Here is a 15028-nt window from a genome sequence, read left to right on the forward strand (position 1 = left end):
CTGAAGGCAATTTAGCTAACTGAAACCTCCAATGTAGTGATTTCTCCCAGCACACAAGCCTGTTCTCCTGTTACTTCAAGGACAAACTGGATAGCTTCCTTAATGTTTTCAAGTGCCTCGAAATTGAGGAACAAAGGGATAGCAGAAGTCTTCTTTGATACCAAAATAATTGAGCAGTGGGGAAGTGGTATCGAAAAGATGCGGATTTACTGCAAAAAAGCAAATGTTCCCGAGCCTGTTTTTGAAGAGTACCAGGGTTTCCGCATAATATTCAGGAAAGGGATTTTTAACGAAGAATATCTTCTGGGGACTCGGGTTGAACGACAGGCAGATCAAAGCTGCGTTTTATGTAAAGGAGAAGGGAAGGATTACAAATAAAGATTATCAGCAAATAAATGAAGTGAAAGAACGGCTTGCAACAATGGAGCTCAAAGAACCTGTAGAGAAAGGAATCTTTGAGAAGGTAGGAAGCAGAGGAAGGGGAACTCACTACATTATAAATCCTGCGTTCATGCTGAAATAATTCCGCATTAATACCGCATTCACGGCATCAGATTTGAAAAAGTAAATTGAGCAATGTTTTTTATATAACGAACTGATAGTAATCAATTAAGATAGCTACTTATATTCTACAACTCTATTTTGTAAATACGGAGGAAACAATTGTGGCAAAGCCAATTGAACTGGGTCTTGTCTTAGAAGGTGAGGACGCCAGGGAATTCTGGGAAAACGAGAAGAAGCCTGCAACCAAACAACAAGTAGAAATGTTTAGGCGGGCAAGGAAACTTGCAAGTACAGTCAGGTTGTAAGCTTGCCGCATAAAATACCGGATCTGGAACTTGTTACTTATTCGCTTTCCAAGAGAAGCGATGTTTCATCTTTTTGCTGTGAAAACACCGATCTTAACGATTTTTTAAAAAACGATGCCCTGATAAACCAAGAACAGCTGATCAACAAGACCTATGTCTGTTACTATCAGGAACAATTGGTAGGGTATTTCACTTTAACTACTGATACCATTCAGGTTAAATCAATCGATAACTCAGATTGTGTAGACGGGTTCCCATATTCAAAATACCCAGCCCTGAAACTTGCAAGATTAGCCACACACGAAAGTTTTGCAGGCCGGGGAGTGGGGTCATAAATGCTGCACATTGCAATATATTTGACTCAAAAAGTATCGAATATCGCCGGATGCAGATACGTCACAGTCGACTCAAAACCAGAATCGGTGGGTTTTTACATAAAGCATGGTTTCAAACTTGTTAGAGGGTCAAGCAAGAAGGAGTACCCTGTGCTCTATTTGAACATGCAGCCAATTGCAGAAGAGCTTGAGCCAATCGAATCTCTGGATCCATTTGTGTAACTGCTTTTCTATTACAGTTCAACTTTCCTTTATAAGTAGTTGTTCGGACACTCTTTTTTGCTATCTCAATATTATTAGCCATTATTGGACTACCTTTTTGGTAATTCAATAAAATTCGCAAGTATACCAAATGGTAAAGTTCTACAATTTTGGAACAATCAAATTTAAGAGCTGATCCCAAAACTCAGAATTAAGTCCCTAAATCTCGAATTTGGAATAATCAATCGATCTTCTGATTAGGAAAATGATCCTGAAATTCTTGTTTATATGAAAATAAAATCGATTTTGGGATGAGCTCATTTACTATTTGTGAACCATTTTCGAGGATTTTTCTAAAATCAATGCAGTTACGAAAAGTCAGTGTTAATCCAGGAAATAAACTTGTCGTTATCATTGAAATAAAATTTAACTAGTTTAGAGTTAATTCAACAAAGTATACCCATAGCATGAGTCACAATTGTATCTGAGGCAGAAATCCTTTCAACCTGTCCTCTCAAGCCTGGGCGGGATAATTGTCTTACTCCGCCTTTAATCTCTTTCGTTCTAAAACTGCTTCATCTATTGAAATCCGAGAATTGAAATGTATCGAGTTCTTAACAACTCTTTACTCCTGCCCGAAGCTCAAAAAGCTTTTAATATCGGTGAGAATATCGAGATGATAATATGATAATGGAGAAAACAGCAAGAGAAATGTACGCGAAGAACCGCGAAAAAATCATGCAAAAAGCAAGGGGTTCCAATAGCGGATTTTTTGGAGTGGGATTCTATAATAATTTCAGCGTTTTACTTTCGGCAAAGAGTACCAATCCTGGAGTTCAATGGGATAATAATCCTGAGTTTCACTTCCAGGTACCCTGTAAGAGGTTGCTAAATTATCGTTATCTTGATGAGCTATTTACCGAATCATTGGATAACTATCTTCTTACCGGTAAAAAATTTTTCGTGAAAGATAAGTGACAAACTAAATTGTCATTTCAAAGGTTAATTTCTACTTTGCCTTTTTCCTTTTCCGTCGCATGATGGAGCGAATCAATACGTGAGGATTAATGTCATAAGATTCATCCCAAAACCAGTTCTATTCTCAAATCATTAAATCTTTAGAATTGTTCTGGGATATAAAACTCGATTGATTATTCGGAATACTGGATTCAGATAAGCAACTTTGAGTTTTGGGATGGGCTCTAAAAATATTATTGTTCAATGAACGTCTACAAAAAATATAATTTTACAGTAATTTTTGATATTTAATATACTTTGCCTCTGATGATTTTAGCATTGTAAACAAACGGCAGGTGGGAGAGAGGGGAGCAGTAAGCGCCGAAAATAGATAAAAACAGATCTGGGAAAACCCATTATCAGCTATCTTAACTTCCAGCCTTTGCCCTGAAAAATCAACCAATAACATCTTTATATCTTTTCTTTTTCCTTATTCAGCGCATCAATTTTTGCCTGTATCTCATCCTTCTGCTGTTTGTACCTTATTTTGATTTCTTTAACCTCTTTGTAAATAAGCATGCTTTCGTCACAGATTCCTGTCATCGCCTCTATATGTATTATGAGTTCATCTACCCCTTCGTCCAGTCGCGGTTCTACTTTCCGCCATTCTGCACACTTAATATCCAGTTCTTCTTTGCTTTTGTCCTCAAGGTCAAAGATCTCATCCCAGAGGTCCATAATCTCGCTGTCTATCTCTTCTTTTGTAGGCATTATTTTTCTCCCCAATTCGTTAAATCTTTGTATAAGGGCACCCCTATTAATCCCTTTCAGTAGCTTTTTTCTATAAGCCATCAGGCCGGCCTTTTCAAACACTTTTACGGAATCAATAGTACTTTTTTGCTTAAAAGATAAATTTGTCGTGGGAAGAATCTCAGAGGCTGTCTTAAAATTACAGTTTTCGAATATTAGCTACATTGTCAGTTCAGAATTTCTGTTCCGAGCTTAATTGCGTGCCTGTATGCTACTATCCGGATCTGGTTAATAAGATTCAAGCTATCTGTTTGGACTTCCATGCATACCAGACAATCAATGCCGAAGCCACGACTGCTGAAAGCGTCATTAGTGCCCCTCCCCAGTATGCAGACTGTGCCGCATCAACTACGCTAACTAACCAGAGGACAGCAAAGATTGCACCCACAATGATGTTTACCCAGCGGTCCATCGAATCTTTCAAGGTCAGGGATAGGAAAGCCATCAACATTGGAACCAGCATTAAGATTGCAAAGAACAGTATCAGTTCAGGCCCTATTTTCTGACCTTCTGCTTCTCCCGCCATTAGATCTGCTATTATACCTGGCTCCATAAGCACCAGTATCTGATGAGCCAAAAAGGCAATTGATGCAAAGAGCCAGAGCACTGAAATCTTTATCTTCCAATCTTCCAAAATCTTCTGCCTCCTTGAGGTTTCTTAAATTCAAACCATCTACAATTGGATAATGAGGAATGTTAACTCTAATGGTTAAGTTACTATCCTGATTATGTGACCAGATTTATTTTAAGACAGGCTCTCAGGTATTCCCGGTTATATCAAAAATTATCTATTCCGGGGTCCGGTTTGAGGAGTTTATTGTTTCGAGGGTTTTGTCACGGGGAAAATAGTAAAGAAATAAGTAAACAGTAGATGGGTAGAGAGTTGAGCAGTCCCCGGTGAAATATAATAAAAAAGTAATATCTCTGGCGGAATCGCTGTCAACCATTGAGAACCTGGCAGGGAAAATATAATAATAAATAATACAGTATGTCTGAAGTCACTATTTCAGGATCTGATATTTTGGGTGAGAAAACAAATCTGCCTTGTTTAGAAAACGTTCTTAGTCAGGCAGTCAAGTACCTCTACAGATATGAAAAATGTACATATTCGGACCTTGAAAAGAGACTGGCTGATGATTTCAAGATAGGAGATGGTTTTCAACAAGAGGATTTAAAGGGAAAAATCCTTGAATTTAAAAATGAAATCTACTGGGTTTGTAAGTACCTTAAACTGATTCAGTTCACTCAATTCGATCCTGAAGGGTTTGTTTCCATTAGCTCAAACGGAAGAGACTTTTTAAGTAAATGTCAACCTGAAAAGAGCCAGCTGGAAAATATTGATCACCTTGTGAGGATAAAGGATTATTTTGTCTCTTTTGACTTTGAACTCGACCCTATTGTTGTTCCTTATAATAAGTTCACACAATTTAGTAACGAAAAAAAAGCAAAAAAGACACTAACAGGCTTCTTTTGTTCAAATGATTCCGATATACAGGACTTTATCCGGAATAAAATGGAAAGGTTTGAAGACAGGTCAATTTGCAGGTCTTATCTCATACTTGACAGAAAGAATAGCGATGATGAAAACTTCTATATCCTTGGATATTTTGCGCTGGCTTTGAAAATATTGACTGTAGATCAGGACAAATTAACTCGAAAGCAAAAAAATGACATGAATCTGTTGAGGGACCAGGATGGCATCCCCTCCTATTTTATTGCCCAATTAGGCAAAAATGATATGTTTAAACATAATTTTAAGGGAAAGTACCTGCTCGATGAAGCTGTCAATATTGTTTATGAATGCATGGAAATGTTGGGATGTAACATAGTCTGGCTCGAAGCAAATAAAGAAGCCGATTACATTATAAATTTTTATAAAAATAGTGGATTCATAGAATTGCAGTCCGAAATTCAAGAGGATAAAGTAGAAAGGACTCAGTTAGTTAAATATTTAAATACTGAGTAATTGGATAAGATAAATTAATAAGGATATAACTATACTATAGTATAGCGGTAAGGAAATAGACCGGATGGTATTACTAAATAATGCTGTCTTTAGCGAATATAATTAATAAAATATCAAATAAAATACAAAACTAAATGGATTGGTTAATACGGCTTCAAGATATCTGGAACAGAACTCTTTACATATATCAGACCCTGTTGCCATTAATAAGTTACATTCCTTATTTGAAAAGAATGAAAAATCCAAACCTCCTGTATCGAGATACAGAAAATCCGAGAAGGAAGTAATGGACTTCTTAAAACGCTAATCTTATCTAGATCATTCTCTCTTTTTTCAATCGTTCTACATGAAAACATTCTCTTTCATATTCTACACCATAGGTCTATGTCGACTCAGGTGCAGATGAAGAAGAACCACGGCTAGAGTCACGGCTTGCGGCTAAAGTGCTCGTTCTTCTGATGAAAAATGATGCCGGAAAAGCCGAACTTGCATCTGGATTGAGCCACAAAACAGTATCATGAGAGCTTAATAAACAGATTAAAAGGCTTCTTGAACTTGGTTATATTGAAATGACAGTTCTTGAAAAACCCCAAAGCAGCAAGCAGAAGTACCGCCTGACGACTAAAGGGAAGGCGTTTTTGGACAAAGAAGCCAGAAGAGATAGAGGGTAAAATAGTGTTTCTTTTGTTCTTTTAACAGGTAGAATAAGCTTTCAATGACGTAGAAAAAGGAGGCCGGATGAGGCAAGAATCTCTGGTAACTAAGAGCCTATCCGAAAAGTGGTTACGTGCTGTAACTTTTACATTAGGTAATATGCAAAACCGCAACTGGTACTCTGATATCATAGACCTATTATGGCTTTCCAGCATGCATTACTGACTTTTCGGATAGGCACTAAGTACGATTTCGAAAATGACAGCGTTTTCTTTTACGGGAGCAACAAAAAGTACAGGTCTTCCATAGATCTGGACGGAATAATTCTTGATATTAGCGAAGACAATGAGATTATGACCATCGAGATCCTTGATGCTTCAAACAGGTTTAGTCTTGCAAAAGAAGACTTGCGCAATATCAAATACTTTGAAGCTCTCATCGAGGTCAGCGAAGAAACCATTTAGGTCTTGATCTGTTCGATGGTAAGCCCACCGTAAAGGAGATCTTTACTTCTGATTTCCACACGGTTTTTGAATACTGCTACATTTACAGAATCATATTCGTAGTAATCCCTGTAACAAAAGGCGTTTATAACTGCTTCTTTTATCTCCTCTTTTGCAATTTCCGGGACGTCGATTCTCTTCAGACCTTCTAGCCGCATTCCAATATAGATGTTTTTAAGGATATATTTTTCAGCCTCTCTGATAAGATAGAAGAGATCACCTGTATAGTCCTACATGTCAACGATATACGAAGTATCATTTGTAGCAAAGACTGCACACCTGAGTTTTGCATTAGGGAAAAAGCCCTCGGGTTTTTTTCCGAAAAGAATTACTGCGGCATTTGTTAATTTTCCATCTTCTGCAAGCTTCAATTTTTTCAGAGAATTTTCAAGCCCTTTGTACTCTTTGCCAGCTTCTTTTACAAAGAACCTGACCTTTTCTTCACTGATATCTTCTAAACTTTCTTCCTTGCAAATAGAACGGTCCCACTTCAACTGTTCTTTATTTTCCTAAGTATCAGGTTCTAAAGTTCTTTTACACTCAGGGGCTTATCCTCGTCAAAAGTGCGAATATAACCTCTATCTTATGCAAAAGAAGGTACCTCATTTCCCTGGAATTTAACTTCAATGCAAGGCTTTCCCTCGAAAATTACCTGCCGGATAACGGGATAGATTTTTGGTTCTATGTACGCTGAAATAGGCTGAGAAATGGTTCTCAAAGTGTCATTCCCAATTTCCTGCCCCACAACTGTCCCATCATCCTTAACTCCAAAGTATAATTTGCCTTCCTGATGCTTATTGAGCATGGCAACTATGGAGATTACTGCAGGTTTCAATTGCGCAGTGGACTTTTTCAGTTCAAGGGTTTCGGACTCTTTTAGCTTAGAAAAAGGGTTCATAACCAAGCCTTAAAAATTACTCTTATACCTTCAAGATAATATCCAAATGTCATAAAAGATATGATTTGGAAATTTCTGAAATTGAGGGTTTTAGGTCTCGCTTACCGACAATCAAAAACTCTCACTATGGTGCGAAAAACTGGCTAAATCCTCAACGCAGTAACTATGGAAAACTTAATTTCTGATTTATATCGAAATTTCCTTCTCATCTCCGCAGCAATTTCTCATTTGCTGTCAGGATCTCAACTCCCATCTCGCTGAAGTCCTTGTCGTGGGTTACGAAGACCAGGCCTTTTGCGCGGCAGATTTCCGCAAAGACAAGATCATTGAAGTCATATTTTCCCTGCTCGAAGAAACGCATGATCTCAGGCAGGTCTATTACTTTTAAGTCAGGGTCGCAGGCAAGGGTATTTCGGAGGATTTTTTTTACATTTGAGGAAATGTCTTCGGCAACCGGGCGGAAACCAAGAGAGTTCCTGAACTCCTTGAACCTGGAATGATCGGTCTGCTGTTTGAACTCTATTCTTGAGAAGGCGTTTATGAATTCCGAGATTACCATGCAGTTTATATAGATCGTGCCGTTTGAGTTCCGAATTTCCCTTAAAGCTCTGGAATAGACCGCTGACTTCTGATCAGGCCAGCCTATAGGGCCGTAGATATAGAGCCAGATATTGGTGTCAAAAAAATAACTCTTCTCTTCGGGGAAATCATAAGTCGCTGTGGAATGGATAGGAGCCGGGCTTGGCTTTATAGGCAGAGCTTTCCCAGGGCGAAGCCTCACACTGCGCCTTACCGGATAAACCACTGCGCGGTGGGTACTTTTAGGCATCTTCGCCTCCGATCACATCCCTGAGAGCCTTTCTGCATGAATATGCATGTTCAAAGTAGCCTTTTGCCCGCTCCATCACCCTCTTAATAATAACCTCGTCCTCAGGGTCAAGGTCCGTAAAAGAGAGGCTTTTTTCAATCAGCCCAGCCGGGAAAGTCCCGTAAAGCTGCCCCACAGCCACGTTCAGAAAGGCAGGCGTAAGTTCATTCATCTCTGCAAAAGAGAGCTCAACCTTCCTGTTTTTACGGAAAGCGTCTGCAATCCTGTCATGAACTTTCTCCCCATCGCAGGCTGCAACGCAGAAATTGTTTTCCGCAGTCTCAATAATTCTTATCTTCACCCTCTCTTCCGTAACCTTCCCCATTTGATCACTCCCCCCATGTCTATCAGAAGCACACTTTTAGCCGGGCACCTGGTACAAAGCCCTGCACCCTTTTTACCAATTTCACTTCAATATTTTTTCTAATTATTTTTCAATACTTTTTACGAGTTATTTCTTAACACCTTTTCCCGTTACCTTCAATAACTTTGTCGGTTTACCTTTTAATCAACTAAAATAACCTATGATACCAATGGCTTCTTAGTCAGCTTTTTTCTTGAAAAAAAGCCATCCTTTATCCTCTTTCCCATACTTTGTCCTTATCAGTACATAATCCCCTTTCAGCTCTTCCCCTTCAAGTGTGACAGTGATCTCTTTCTCATTACGTTTCAGAAGCTTGAAAGTCCCTTTATCCCAGATCTCAACCCTGCCGGCTCCGTACTCTCCTTCAGGAATTTCCCCCTCAAAATCGGCGTATCCGAGAGGATGATCTTCAGTCTCGATAGCAAGCCTTTTGGTACCGGCCTTTTTCGGCGGTTCCTTGGGGACTGCCCAGCTTTTCAGAACCCCATCCATCTCCAGACGAAAATCATAATGAAGATTGGTTGCATCATGGCGCTGGACCACAAAGATAGGTTTACCGGAACTTTTTTCGAACCCTTTAGCAGGAGGTTCGGAGGTCTTATCAAAATCTCTTTTCTTCGCATATTTCTCAAGCATGGAAGATCAATAGAAAATATGGCGGCGCTGGATATAAATGATTATGCAGTAAAGCTTGAAAAAGAGGCTATGAGAAGAGAATTGAAAATCTATAAAAAAGACTCATAAGAGGAATTAATAAAGAAGTGAAAAAAGGAATCTTTAACTCCCTTTTTTCATTTTCTGGCAAGTGCATAATCTGCATAAATCTTTAAAAACTCCTTGTCAGCCTGCAGTAGCACGGTCTCAAACATAGCTACATGGATCTTTTCTTGCCTGGCTATGTCAAGGAGAATTTTACGGATCTCTTCGTTTTTTGTCAGGTTTGCCATCTGTTCATAGAGATTGACAGCATCCAGTTCTGCAATCATTGCGGCTCTCAGAATTTCCTTATCAAGGTCTTTCTGGCTGGTATTCTCAAGGTCTGCAAGTGTTTCCGAAAGCAGGCTTTTACCCCCTAAGTGTCCCTGTAAGGATATGGAAAGGCAAACTTAATGTCTCTTTCTATTGGGAATACTCATGAAAATACTCACGGTAACATTCATTATGAGCACAACTCTATGAGTTTTAAGGTAAATAGAAGACACATAAAGTTATAAATAAATTTACTTAGATGTTCCAAATAAACAGAGATAAATAAATAATAAGGAATAAAATTTTTAGCAACAAGACATTTTACATTTATTTTCTATGTACCTTTATCTGTCTGCCATTTTATTTTACATTTATTTTCTATGTACCTTTATCTGTCTGCCATTTATCTTTTTCTTAATAAAGGAAGTATCAGGCTCATTAGAGTTAATCTTCAAAGATATAATCCCAAAAGGAGATTTTTAGGTAAGCAAATATCTAATTATTTTAGTAAAGAGGTTCATTTTTTTAGAAAAGAACTTATAGATAAATTTAATAAACTAATCATATGAATTAATACTCAGGAAGAATCTACAGAGCAACATTAATTAGGCTGATAATTATTGAATATCTGCTCAGACCGAATCACAGCCTAAAAATAGTTATTCAGAAAAATACTCTCCTGCAAGTTATTCCGTACTATCTTTCAGCTAACCAGAAATTGATCCACCCGAGGCCGAGAATTCTTGAAGAAAATAAACTCCCTTCTGTTCGCACTTATTATTTTATTTTCGTGCTTCTCCGGCAGCCTTGACCTTACCGCCGGAAGTCCCGAAAACTTTGAGCTACCACTGAACGATACATCCATTTCAGAACCTGCAATTGAAACGGCTCCCCTGAACCCAAACTTTCTGGAGCCCACACAACCAGATTCTTTTGAACCTATCTCGCCTCCTGACGGCGGGGAAGTTTCAGGCACTGGATATACACCCTCTCCTGTAAACCTATCAGGGCTTTCAAGGCCTGCGGAAAGGCTTTTGCTTAGAACATCAGGCTCGGAACTCCCTGCAACCTATGACCTGCGCACGGAAGGACAGGTCACCTCTGTGAAGAACCAGGGGCAGACAGGAAGTTGCTGGGCTTTTTCGAGCCTTGCATCCATGGAATCTTACATCCTGGGAGTAGAAGGAGAAGATCGGGATTTTTCCGAAAATAACATGAAAAACCTCGTTACAAAATTCTATTCCGACGGTTTTGATCTTACAGCCGACAACGGCGGAAATGCTTTCATAGCTATGGCATATCTTACCCGCTGGTCAGGGCCTGTAAACGAGTCAGAAGATCCTTTTAGTGAAACTTCAACCTCCTCTCCTACGGGACTTACCATACAAAAAGATGTCCAGGAAGTTCTTATACTGCCTGACAGAACGGGGCCCCTGGACAATGAAATGATTAAACAGGCACTTATGGATTACGGAGCCGTGTACTCCACAATGTGCTGGAGCCTGCTAAATTACCAAGCAAATAACAATGCCTATCTATATACAGGTTCGAGTAATGCCAATCACGCAATAACCATCGTAGGCTGGAACGATTCTTTCGATAGGAACCTGTTCAAACAGGTACCCTCGGGAGACGGGGCTTTTATTGTAAAGAATAGCTGGGGGGAGTCCTGGGGAGAAGAAGGATACTTCTATATTTCCTATTATGACACCAGGCTCGGGTACAACGAAAGTGCAGTGTTTATAACTGCAGGGCAGGGCAACTTTGATTACAATTACCAGTATGACCCGCTAGGATGGACAGGAACAATCGGGTACTCTGGACTAACTGCCTGGGGTGGAAATATATTTTCTTCGAAAGGGAACGAAACACTGAAAGCTATAGGATTCTATACTACGGATCTTGATACTGCTTATGAAATATACGTTTATAAAAACCCGACTAATGGCCCCATTAATCAGGAAAGGAATTTTGTTGTGAAAGAAACCGGCACGTGCTCACTTCCTGGCTACCATACCCACCTGCTGAATTTGCCAGTAGACCTGAGTGCCGGGGAGGAATTTTCGGTGGTTATAAAGTTTAGCAATCCCTCCGACCCGTACACTCTTGCAATTGAGCAGCCGCTTTCCGGTTATAGCAGCAAGGCACAGGCTAATTCCAGAGAAAGCTACATAAGTTCGGATGGAGCCAGCTGGCAAGACCTGACATCAGAAGCCGGATATTCAGAAGTAAACCTGTGCATAAAAGCTTTAACTATTGTTAATAGTCTCCCTGAAGCTGATTTCACTTCAAATATCACCAGCTGGGTTGCCCCTCTCACAGTCCAGTTTACTGACCTTTCACAGGGTGCCTTTTCCTGGGAATGGGACCTTAACGGCGACGGAATTGTAGACTCAACCACCCGGAATCCGGTCTACACCTACACATCATACGGAAGTTATGCTGTCTCACTGAATGTCAGCAACAGGAACGGGCTTGACTCTGAGGCAAAGAGCAATTACATAATATTAACTCAGCTCTTAATTCTCTCTGCAAGTCCCGGAGAAAATATCATAACCTATGAAGGAGACGGGCAGAAATTCAATATCACCACAAACCATAACAGTACTGTAAGCTGGTACCTTAACGGAACGAAAAAGCTTACCGAATCCGGTGTAAAAAACAGTTCATATTCAAACAGTGTACTATCTCCCGGAATATATAATGTTACCGTACTCGCCACAGCAGGAAACGAAGAGGTTATGCGTACCTGGAACTGGACAATCCGCGACTGGAACCCCTGGGATGATTTGACCTCTCAGGAAGGAAAGCATATAAGCACAGAAGAGCTCCAGGAAGCGATTCATGTCTATAAAAATAGTCTTCCGATTCCGAATACAGGAGTAGAACTAACGAGTTCCAGGCTCGGGGAACTTATAAGGCTCTGGCGAGAAAGCCCTGCAGATTAAAAAAGATATTTGGTTTAATAAAGATCGGGAAACTGGGTACAGGTTTCCCTTTTCATTTCTAATTTCTTTTCCAACTTTCTTTTTCTAACTTTCTTTTTCTAATTTTCTTTTTCTAATTTTCTTTTTCTAATTTTCTTTTTCTAATTTTCTTTTTCTAATTTTCATTCTTATTTTTCTTTCTTATTTTTTACTTTCCCTTCTAACTTTTATATTTTCAGAGTCTGTTCGACTCCTTCCCCTATCTTAACGTTCATAAGAAAATCATCAACGGTTGCGAGAAGAGAACCAATTTTCTCGGAATGAAACCGCACAGCAACCCTCTCATCACTGATTTCGCTTTCCATACTCCTCAGGTTGTCCGGGGCAAGGGCTGTCAGGATTCTGGCTGCTGACTCTCTTGACTTCGGGTCAGGAAACTCAATTGTACCTGTAATTTTCATAATATGCCTCATGCGTTTTATATATTAATTCCGAGCTCTTCTTTTTTATTTTATTTTATTTTATTTTATTTTATTTTATTTTATTTTGTTTTATTTTGTTTAATTTATTTTATTTTATTTTTTACCTGGCTTTCCCACTGGAATTTTTCCTGAGCTGGTCCCCTATTATCCGATCTGCAATGCTCAAGAACTCTTCCGTACTCCCCAGAGGGATTGAAGCTCCGGATGCGACACTGTGCCCGCCTCCGCTTCCACCGACTGCGCCTGCAGCTTCCCGAAGGGCAAAGGCAAGGTCAAGGCCTTTTGAAACCAGTTCGCGGGTACCCCTGGCAGAAACCTTCAGGATTCCCTCAGACTCGTTTACACAGATGAAAGGAAGTTCGGGATGGAGATATCTGACTACGGTTGTGGCAAGGCTTCCTGTAGAAAGGGCATCAACCGTGCTAATATACCAGATGTTCTCACCTTTACGGATTTTTTCCACGCTGTCCCGGACATCCACGGCAAGATTCTTTTCATGCTCTTTTGTAAGGGAAAGAGCCTCATCGACAATACTTGAGTCCTTTAGGCAGAGAGCCAGGGCGAGTCCGTAAACTTTCTGCTTCCCGCAGGTATTGAGAATGGAGATGAAATCATAGACGTTGTGCACCAGCTCCCGGTTCAGCAGGAAGACCTCTCCTATAACGGCTTCAATTGCTTCAGGGCTTGCCTGTCTGACAAGTTTCAGGGCAATGGCACTGGCAAGTTTTGAGAGCTCTTCCTCGGACAGGTTTTCAATATTTCCGGAGAGCCCAAGCTGATTTAGGAACTCCGATGCCTTTTCAGGGTAGCCGGTTACATCCAGGAAGGGCTCTGTGCTGTATGCGAGCACATCCGCAAGACCTCCATCCCCTACCTTCAGCCCTTTTCTGACGGACACTACCCCTGCTTTCAGGGCTTCTTCCAGAATAAAAGCATTGGCAGTCTGGAAAAGCTGCCTGTCCCCAACTGCACCTGCAATTGCCAGCCCTGCAAGGTCAATGTTTCCAGTCCCGAGTTCCCTGGCTACAAGATAGCAGGTGCCGGAAGCCGAGATATCCGTTGCTCCATCGATTCCTACCATATGGGCATTTACCACGGCTTTTGCAGGGGACTGCCCTACTGGCTGGTGGTGGTCAAGCACCACGACATCAGCCGCCACCTTCCCGATAAGTTCCGGCTGCCCGCTGCCCATATCACAGAAAATGACAAGCTCTCCCTGAGAGATTCCACTGTTCACTTCTTCGACCACAGACTCGTCCAATTTTCCTGCTATTGAGAGCTGGAAACAAATGCCTGCTCTCAGCAGGGCCTGAGCCATTATCCCGGCTGAAGTCAGACCGTCAGCGTCATTATGACAGACTACACGCACAAAGTTATGCTTCCTGATTTTATTGGCTGCGTTTTTTGCAAGGTTTATCAGTTTTTCAAGTTCGTTCAAAACCCATCACTCATAAAATTCAATAATAAAATCAAAAGGGTCGATTTAATACATAAATGCAGGGTAAATAAAGAATGGCAGTCTATACTGCTTGATAATATAAAACACAATGCTCCAAAAACAGTATACAGAACAGATAGATAATGAGCCCATCTCAAAACCATTTTCATTCCTATATCTAGAACTATTTTGATGATCCGAACCTCGACTGACTATTCCAAATTTAAAGTTCGTAAGAGTAATTTTGAGTTTTGGGATCAGCTCGATAGAAAAGCGAGTAAGAAAAAACAGATAGAAGACAGGAAAGAAAAAAAGGAAGGAAAAGAAAAAGAGAAAGAGAAAGAGAAAGAAAAAGAGAAAGAAAAAGAGAAAGCGGTAAAGGCGAAAAAGGGCCCTGCAAGCAGGTAAAGAAACCGACACACCAGAGACTAAAGCAGATTTTTCTGCTGACCAAATATATAAAACCTTTCCAGGGGTCAACTTAATTAATAAGAAAATATATAGTTAGAAACGCGGCAGGGCGCCCTGCCAGCTTCGTACATCAGTAGTGTAGCGGTCATCACCGGGCGTTGCCAACGCTCGAACCCGGGTTCGAATCCCGGCTGATGTATATATTTATAAATAAGTATATATTCATTCATAAATTATGTCTCTTTTTCTTCTTTTACTATTTTTGCGACCCCGACAATTATTTACTAATATATCCAAATTCGAATATCGCAAGGAGAAACTGAACGTTATGTATGATACTCTTTCCGGGCTCAAAAACACTTTCCTATCCCAGATTGCTTTTTAGTTTACATTATATAACTATCTCCGCCAGACATGCTGGCGATCTGTCAAAAGA

Annotated in this window: 22 protein-coding genes and 1 tRNA gene; 12 read left to right on the plus strand and 11 right to left on the minus strand. The window is 40.2% G+C overall.

The window, feature by feature from the left end; translation table 11 throughout:
* Positions 1 to 36 precede the first annotated feature (36 nt).
* The 6 genes from FXV91_RS04110 to FXV91_RS04130 all read left to right on the plus strand — a co-directional run bounded on the left by FXV91_RS04110 (position 37) and on the right by FXV91_RS04130 (position 2323).
* Entirely contained in the window at positions 37 to 378 is a 342-nt protein-coding gene (locus FXV91_RS04110; RefSeq protein WP_229388667.1) for an ATP-binding protein, read from the plus strand.
* A 22-nt stretch (positions 379 to 400) separates the two neighbouring features.
* Entirely contained in the window at positions 401 to 523 is a 123-nt protein-coding gene (locus FXV91_RS19635; protein WP_255679911.1) for a hypothetical protein, read from the plus strand.
* A 142-nt stretch (positions 524 to 665) separates the two neighbouring features.
* Positions 666 to 809, plus strand: coding sequence for a hypothetical protein (locus FXV91_RS04115; protein WP_229388669.1), 144 nt, complete (start codon positions 666 to 668; stop codon positions 807 to 809).
* Between the two features lie 2 nt (positions 810 to 811).
* Positions 812 to 1144 carry a hypothetical protein gene (locus FXV91_RS04120; RefSeq protein WP_229388671.1) on the plus strand — a complete coding sequence of 111 codons (333 nt, stop codon included), beginning with the start codon at positions 812 to 814 and terminating at the stop codon, positions 1142 to 1144.
* Positions 1145 to 1366, plus strand: coding sequence for a hypothetical protein (locus FXV91_RS04125; RefSeq protein ID WP_229388673.1), 222 nt, complete (start codon positions 1145 to 1147; stop codon positions 1364 to 1366).
* Positions 1367 to 2029: 663 nt separating this feature from the next.
* Positions 2030 to 2323, plus strand: coding sequence for a hypothetical protein (locus tag FXV91_RS04130; protein ID WP_229388676.1), 294 nt, complete (start codon positions 2030 to 2032; stop codon positions 2321 to 2323).
* 450 nt (positions 2324 to 2773) lie between these two features.
* Here the strand turns inward: FXV91_RS04130 and FXV91_RS04135 are convergent, their stop codons facing one another.
* Together FXV91_RS04135 and FXV91_RS04140 are read right to left on the minus strand one after the other, a co-directional pair.
* Positions 2774 to 3073 carry a hypothetical protein gene (locus FXV91_RS04135; protein WP_229388678.1) on the minus strand — a complete coding sequence of 100 codons (300 nt, stop codon included), beginning with the start codon at positions 3071 to 3073 and terminating at the stop codon, positions 2774 to 2776.
* A gap of 277 nt (positions 3074 to 3350) precedes the next feature.
* The gene (locus FXV91_RS04140) at positions 3351 to 3746 is read right to left on the minus strand and encodes a DUF6326 family protein (RefSeq protein ID WP_229388680.1); all 396 of its coding nucleotides are present in this window, start codon (positions 3744 to 3746) and stop codon (positions 3351 to 3353) included.
* A 354-nt stretch (positions 3747 to 4100) separates the two neighbouring features.
* Between FXV91_RS04140 and FXV91_RS04145 the strand changes: the two genes are divergently transcribed.
* The 3 genes from FXV91_RS04145 (at position 4101) to FXV91_RS04150 (ending at position 6196) form a co-directional block, all read left to right on the plus strand.
* A complete protein-coding gene (locus tag FXV91_RS04145; RefSeq protein WP_229388682.1) occupies positions 4101 to 5078 on the plus strand; it encodes a winged helix-turn-helix domain-containing protein in 978 nt (325 codons plus the stop codon).
* Between the two features lie 536 nt (positions 5079 to 5614).
* A complete protein-coding gene (locus tag FXV91_RS20150) occupies positions 5615 to 5749 on the plus strand; it encodes a Fic family protein (protein ID WP_345945472.1) in 135 nt (44 codons plus the stop codon).
* Positions 5750 to 5932: 183 nt separating this feature from the next.
* Positions 5933 to 6196, plus strand: a complete 264-nt coding sequence (locus FXV91_RS04150; RefSeq protein WP_229388684.1) for a DUF2283 domain-containing protein — start codon at positions 5933 to 5935, stop codon at positions 6194 to 6196.
* Here the strand turns inward: FXV91_RS04150 and FXV91_RS04155 are convergent.
* The 7 genes from FXV91_RS04155 to FXV91_RS04185 all read right to left on the minus strand — a co-directional run bounded on the left by FXV91_RS04155 (position 6193) and on the right by FXV91_RS04185 (position 9351).
* Entirely contained in the window at positions 6193 to 6393 is a 201-nt protein-coding gene (locus FXV91_RS04155) for a hypothetical protein (RefSeq protein WP_229388686.1), read from the minus strand. The two genes, FXV91_RS04150 and FXV91_RS04155, sit on opposite strands and share 4 nt — an antisense overlap.
* Positions 6394 to 6465: 72 nt before the next feature.
* Positions 6466 to 6729, minus strand: coding sequence for a hypothetical protein (locus tag FXV91_RS04160; RefSeq protein WP_229388689.1), 264 nt, complete (start codon positions 6727 to 6729; stop codon positions 6466 to 6468).
* 89 nt (positions 6730 to 6818) lie between these two features.
* Positions 6819 to 7133, minus strand: a complete 315-nt coding sequence (locus FXV91_RS04165) for an ATP-binding protein (RefSeq protein WP_229388691.1) — start codon at positions 7131 to 7133, stop codon at positions 6819 to 6821.
* 205 nt (positions 7134 to 7338) lie between these two features.
* Positions 7339 to 7962, minus strand: coding sequence for a PIN domain-containing protein (locus tag FXV91_RS04170; protein ID WP_229388692.1), 624 nt, complete (start codon positions 7960 to 7962; stop codon positions 7339 to 7341).
* Complete coding sequence (locus FXV91_RS04175; protein WP_229388694.1) at positions 7955 to 8326, minus strand: STAS-like domain-containing protein; 372 nt, start codon at positions 8324 to 8326, stop codon at positions 7955 to 7957. The genes FXV91_RS04170 and FXV91_RS04175 overlap by 8 nt, the downstream gene beginning before the upstream one ends.
* A gap of 216 nt (positions 8327 to 8542) precedes the next feature.
* A complete protein-coding gene (locus FXV91_RS04180; protein ID WP_229388696.1) occupies positions 8543 to 9001 on the minus strand; it encodes a DNA polymerase ligase N-terminal domain-containing protein in 459 nt (152 codons plus the stop codon).
* Positions 9002 to 9156: 155 nt separating this feature from the next.
* The gene (locus tag FXV91_RS04185) at positions 9157 to 9351 is read right to left on the minus strand and encodes a ferritin family protein (RefSeq protein ID WP_322221138.1); all 195 of its coding nucleotides are present in this window, start codon (positions 9349 to 9351) and stop codon (positions 9157 to 9159) included.
* Positions 9352 to 10077: 726 nt separating this feature from the next.
* On the opposite strand from FXV91_RS04185, the gene FXV91_RS04190 reads away from it, so the two are divergent.
* On the plus strand, positions 10078 to 12282 hold the full coding sequence (locus FXV91_RS04190) for a lectin like domain-containing protein (RefSeq protein ID WP_229388698.1): 2205 nt from the start codon (positions 10078 to 10080) through the stop codon (positions 12280 to 12282).
* 206 nt (positions 12283 to 12488) lie between these two features.
* On the opposite strand, the gene FXV91_RS04195 is transcribed toward FXV91_RS04190, so the two are convergent.
* Both FXV91_RS04195 and FXV91_RS04200 read right to left on the minus strand, forming a co-directional pair.
* Positions 12489 to 12722 carry a KEOPS complex subunit Pcc1 gene (locus tag FXV91_RS04195; RefSeq protein ID WP_229388699.1) on the minus strand — a complete coding sequence of 78 codons (234 nt, stop codon included), beginning with the start codon at positions 12720 to 12722 and terminating at the stop codon, positions 12489 to 12491.
* A gap of 121 nt (positions 12723 to 12843) precedes the next feature.
* Positions 12844 to 14181, minus strand: coding sequence for a DHH family phosphoesterase (locus FXV91_RS04200; RefSeq protein WP_229388701.1), 1338 nt, complete (start codon positions 14179 to 14181; stop codon positions 12844 to 12846).
* 192 nt (positions 14182 to 14373) lie between these two features.
* Here FXV91_RS04200 and FXV91_RS04205 point away from each other — a divergent pair, with 192 nt between their 5' ends.
* Entirely contained in the window at positions 14374 to 14589 is a 216-nt protein-coding gene (locus FXV91_RS04205; protein WP_229388703.1) for a hypothetical protein, read from the plus strand.
* A gap of 130 nt (positions 14590 to 14719) precedes the next feature.
* Positions 14720 to 14791, plus strand: a tRNA-Gly gene (locus FXV91_RS04210).
* Positions 14792 to 15028 lie beyond the last annotated feature (237 nt).

Source organism: Methanosarcina sp. DH2, assembly GCF_020804225.1.
GTDB lineage: Archaea > Halobacteriota > Methanosarcinia > Methanosarcinales > Methanosarcinaceae > Methanosarcina.

What these genes read in the sequence shown, in the direction of transcription:
- FXV91_RS04150 (WP_229388684.1), top strand. Translation starts at nt 5,933, where the DNA reads ATGGCTTTCCAGCATGCATTACTGACTTTTCGGATAGGCACTAAGTAC.
- FXV91_RS04195 (WP_229388699.1), bottom strand. Translation starts at nt 12,722, where the DNA reads ATGAAAATTACAGGTACAATTGAGTTTCCTGACCCGAAGTCAAGAGAG.
- FXV91_RS04165 (WP_229388691.1), bottom strand. Translation starts at nt 7,133, where the DNA reads ATGAACCCTTTTTCTAAGCTAAAAGAGTCCGAAACCCTTGAACTGAAA.
- FXV91_RS04205 (WP_229388703.1), top strand. Translation starts at nt 14,374, where the DNA reads ATGATCCGAACCTCGACTGACTATTCCAAATTTAAAGTTCGTAAGAGT.
- FXV91_RS04175 (WP_229388694.1), bottom strand. Translation starts at nt 8,326, where the DNA reads ATGGGGAAGGTTACGGAAGAGAGGGTGAAGATAAGAATTATTGAGACT.
- FXV91_RS04145 (WP_229388682.1), top strand. Translation starts at nt 4,101, where the DNA reads ATGTCTGAAGTCACTATTTCAGGATCTGATATTTTGGGTGAGAAAACA.
- FXV91_RS04155 (WP_229388686.1), bottom strand. Translation starts at nt 6,393, where the DNA reads ATGCGGCTAGAAGGTCTGAAGAGAATCGACGTCCCGGAAATTGCAAAA.
- FXV91_RS04130 (WP_229388676.1), top strand. Translation starts at nt 2,030, where the DNA reads ATGATAATGGAGAAAACAGCAAGAGAAATGTACGCGAAGAACCGCGAA.
- FXV91_RS04185 (WP_322221138.1), bottom strand. Translation starts at nt 9,351, where the DNA reads ATGATTGCAGAACTGGATGCTGTCAATCTCTATGAACAGATGGCAAAC.
- FXV91_RS04180 (WP_229388696.1), bottom strand. Translation starts at nt 9,001, where the DNA reads ATGCTTGAGAAATATGCGAAGAAAAGAGATTTTGATAAGACCTCCGAA.
- FXV91_RS04125 (WP_229388673.1), top strand. Translation starts at nt 1,145, where the DNA reads ATGCTGCACATTGCAATATATTTGACTCAAAAAGTATCGAATATCGCC.
- FXV91_RS04170 (WP_229388692.1), bottom strand. Translation starts at nt 7,962, where the DNA reads ATGCCTAAAAGTACCCACCGCGCAGTGGTTTATCCGGTAAGGCGCAGT.
- FXV91_RS04135 (WP_229388678.1), bottom strand. Translation starts at nt 3,073, where the DNA reads ATGCCTACAAAAGAAGAGATAGACAGCGAGATTATGGACCTCTGGGAT.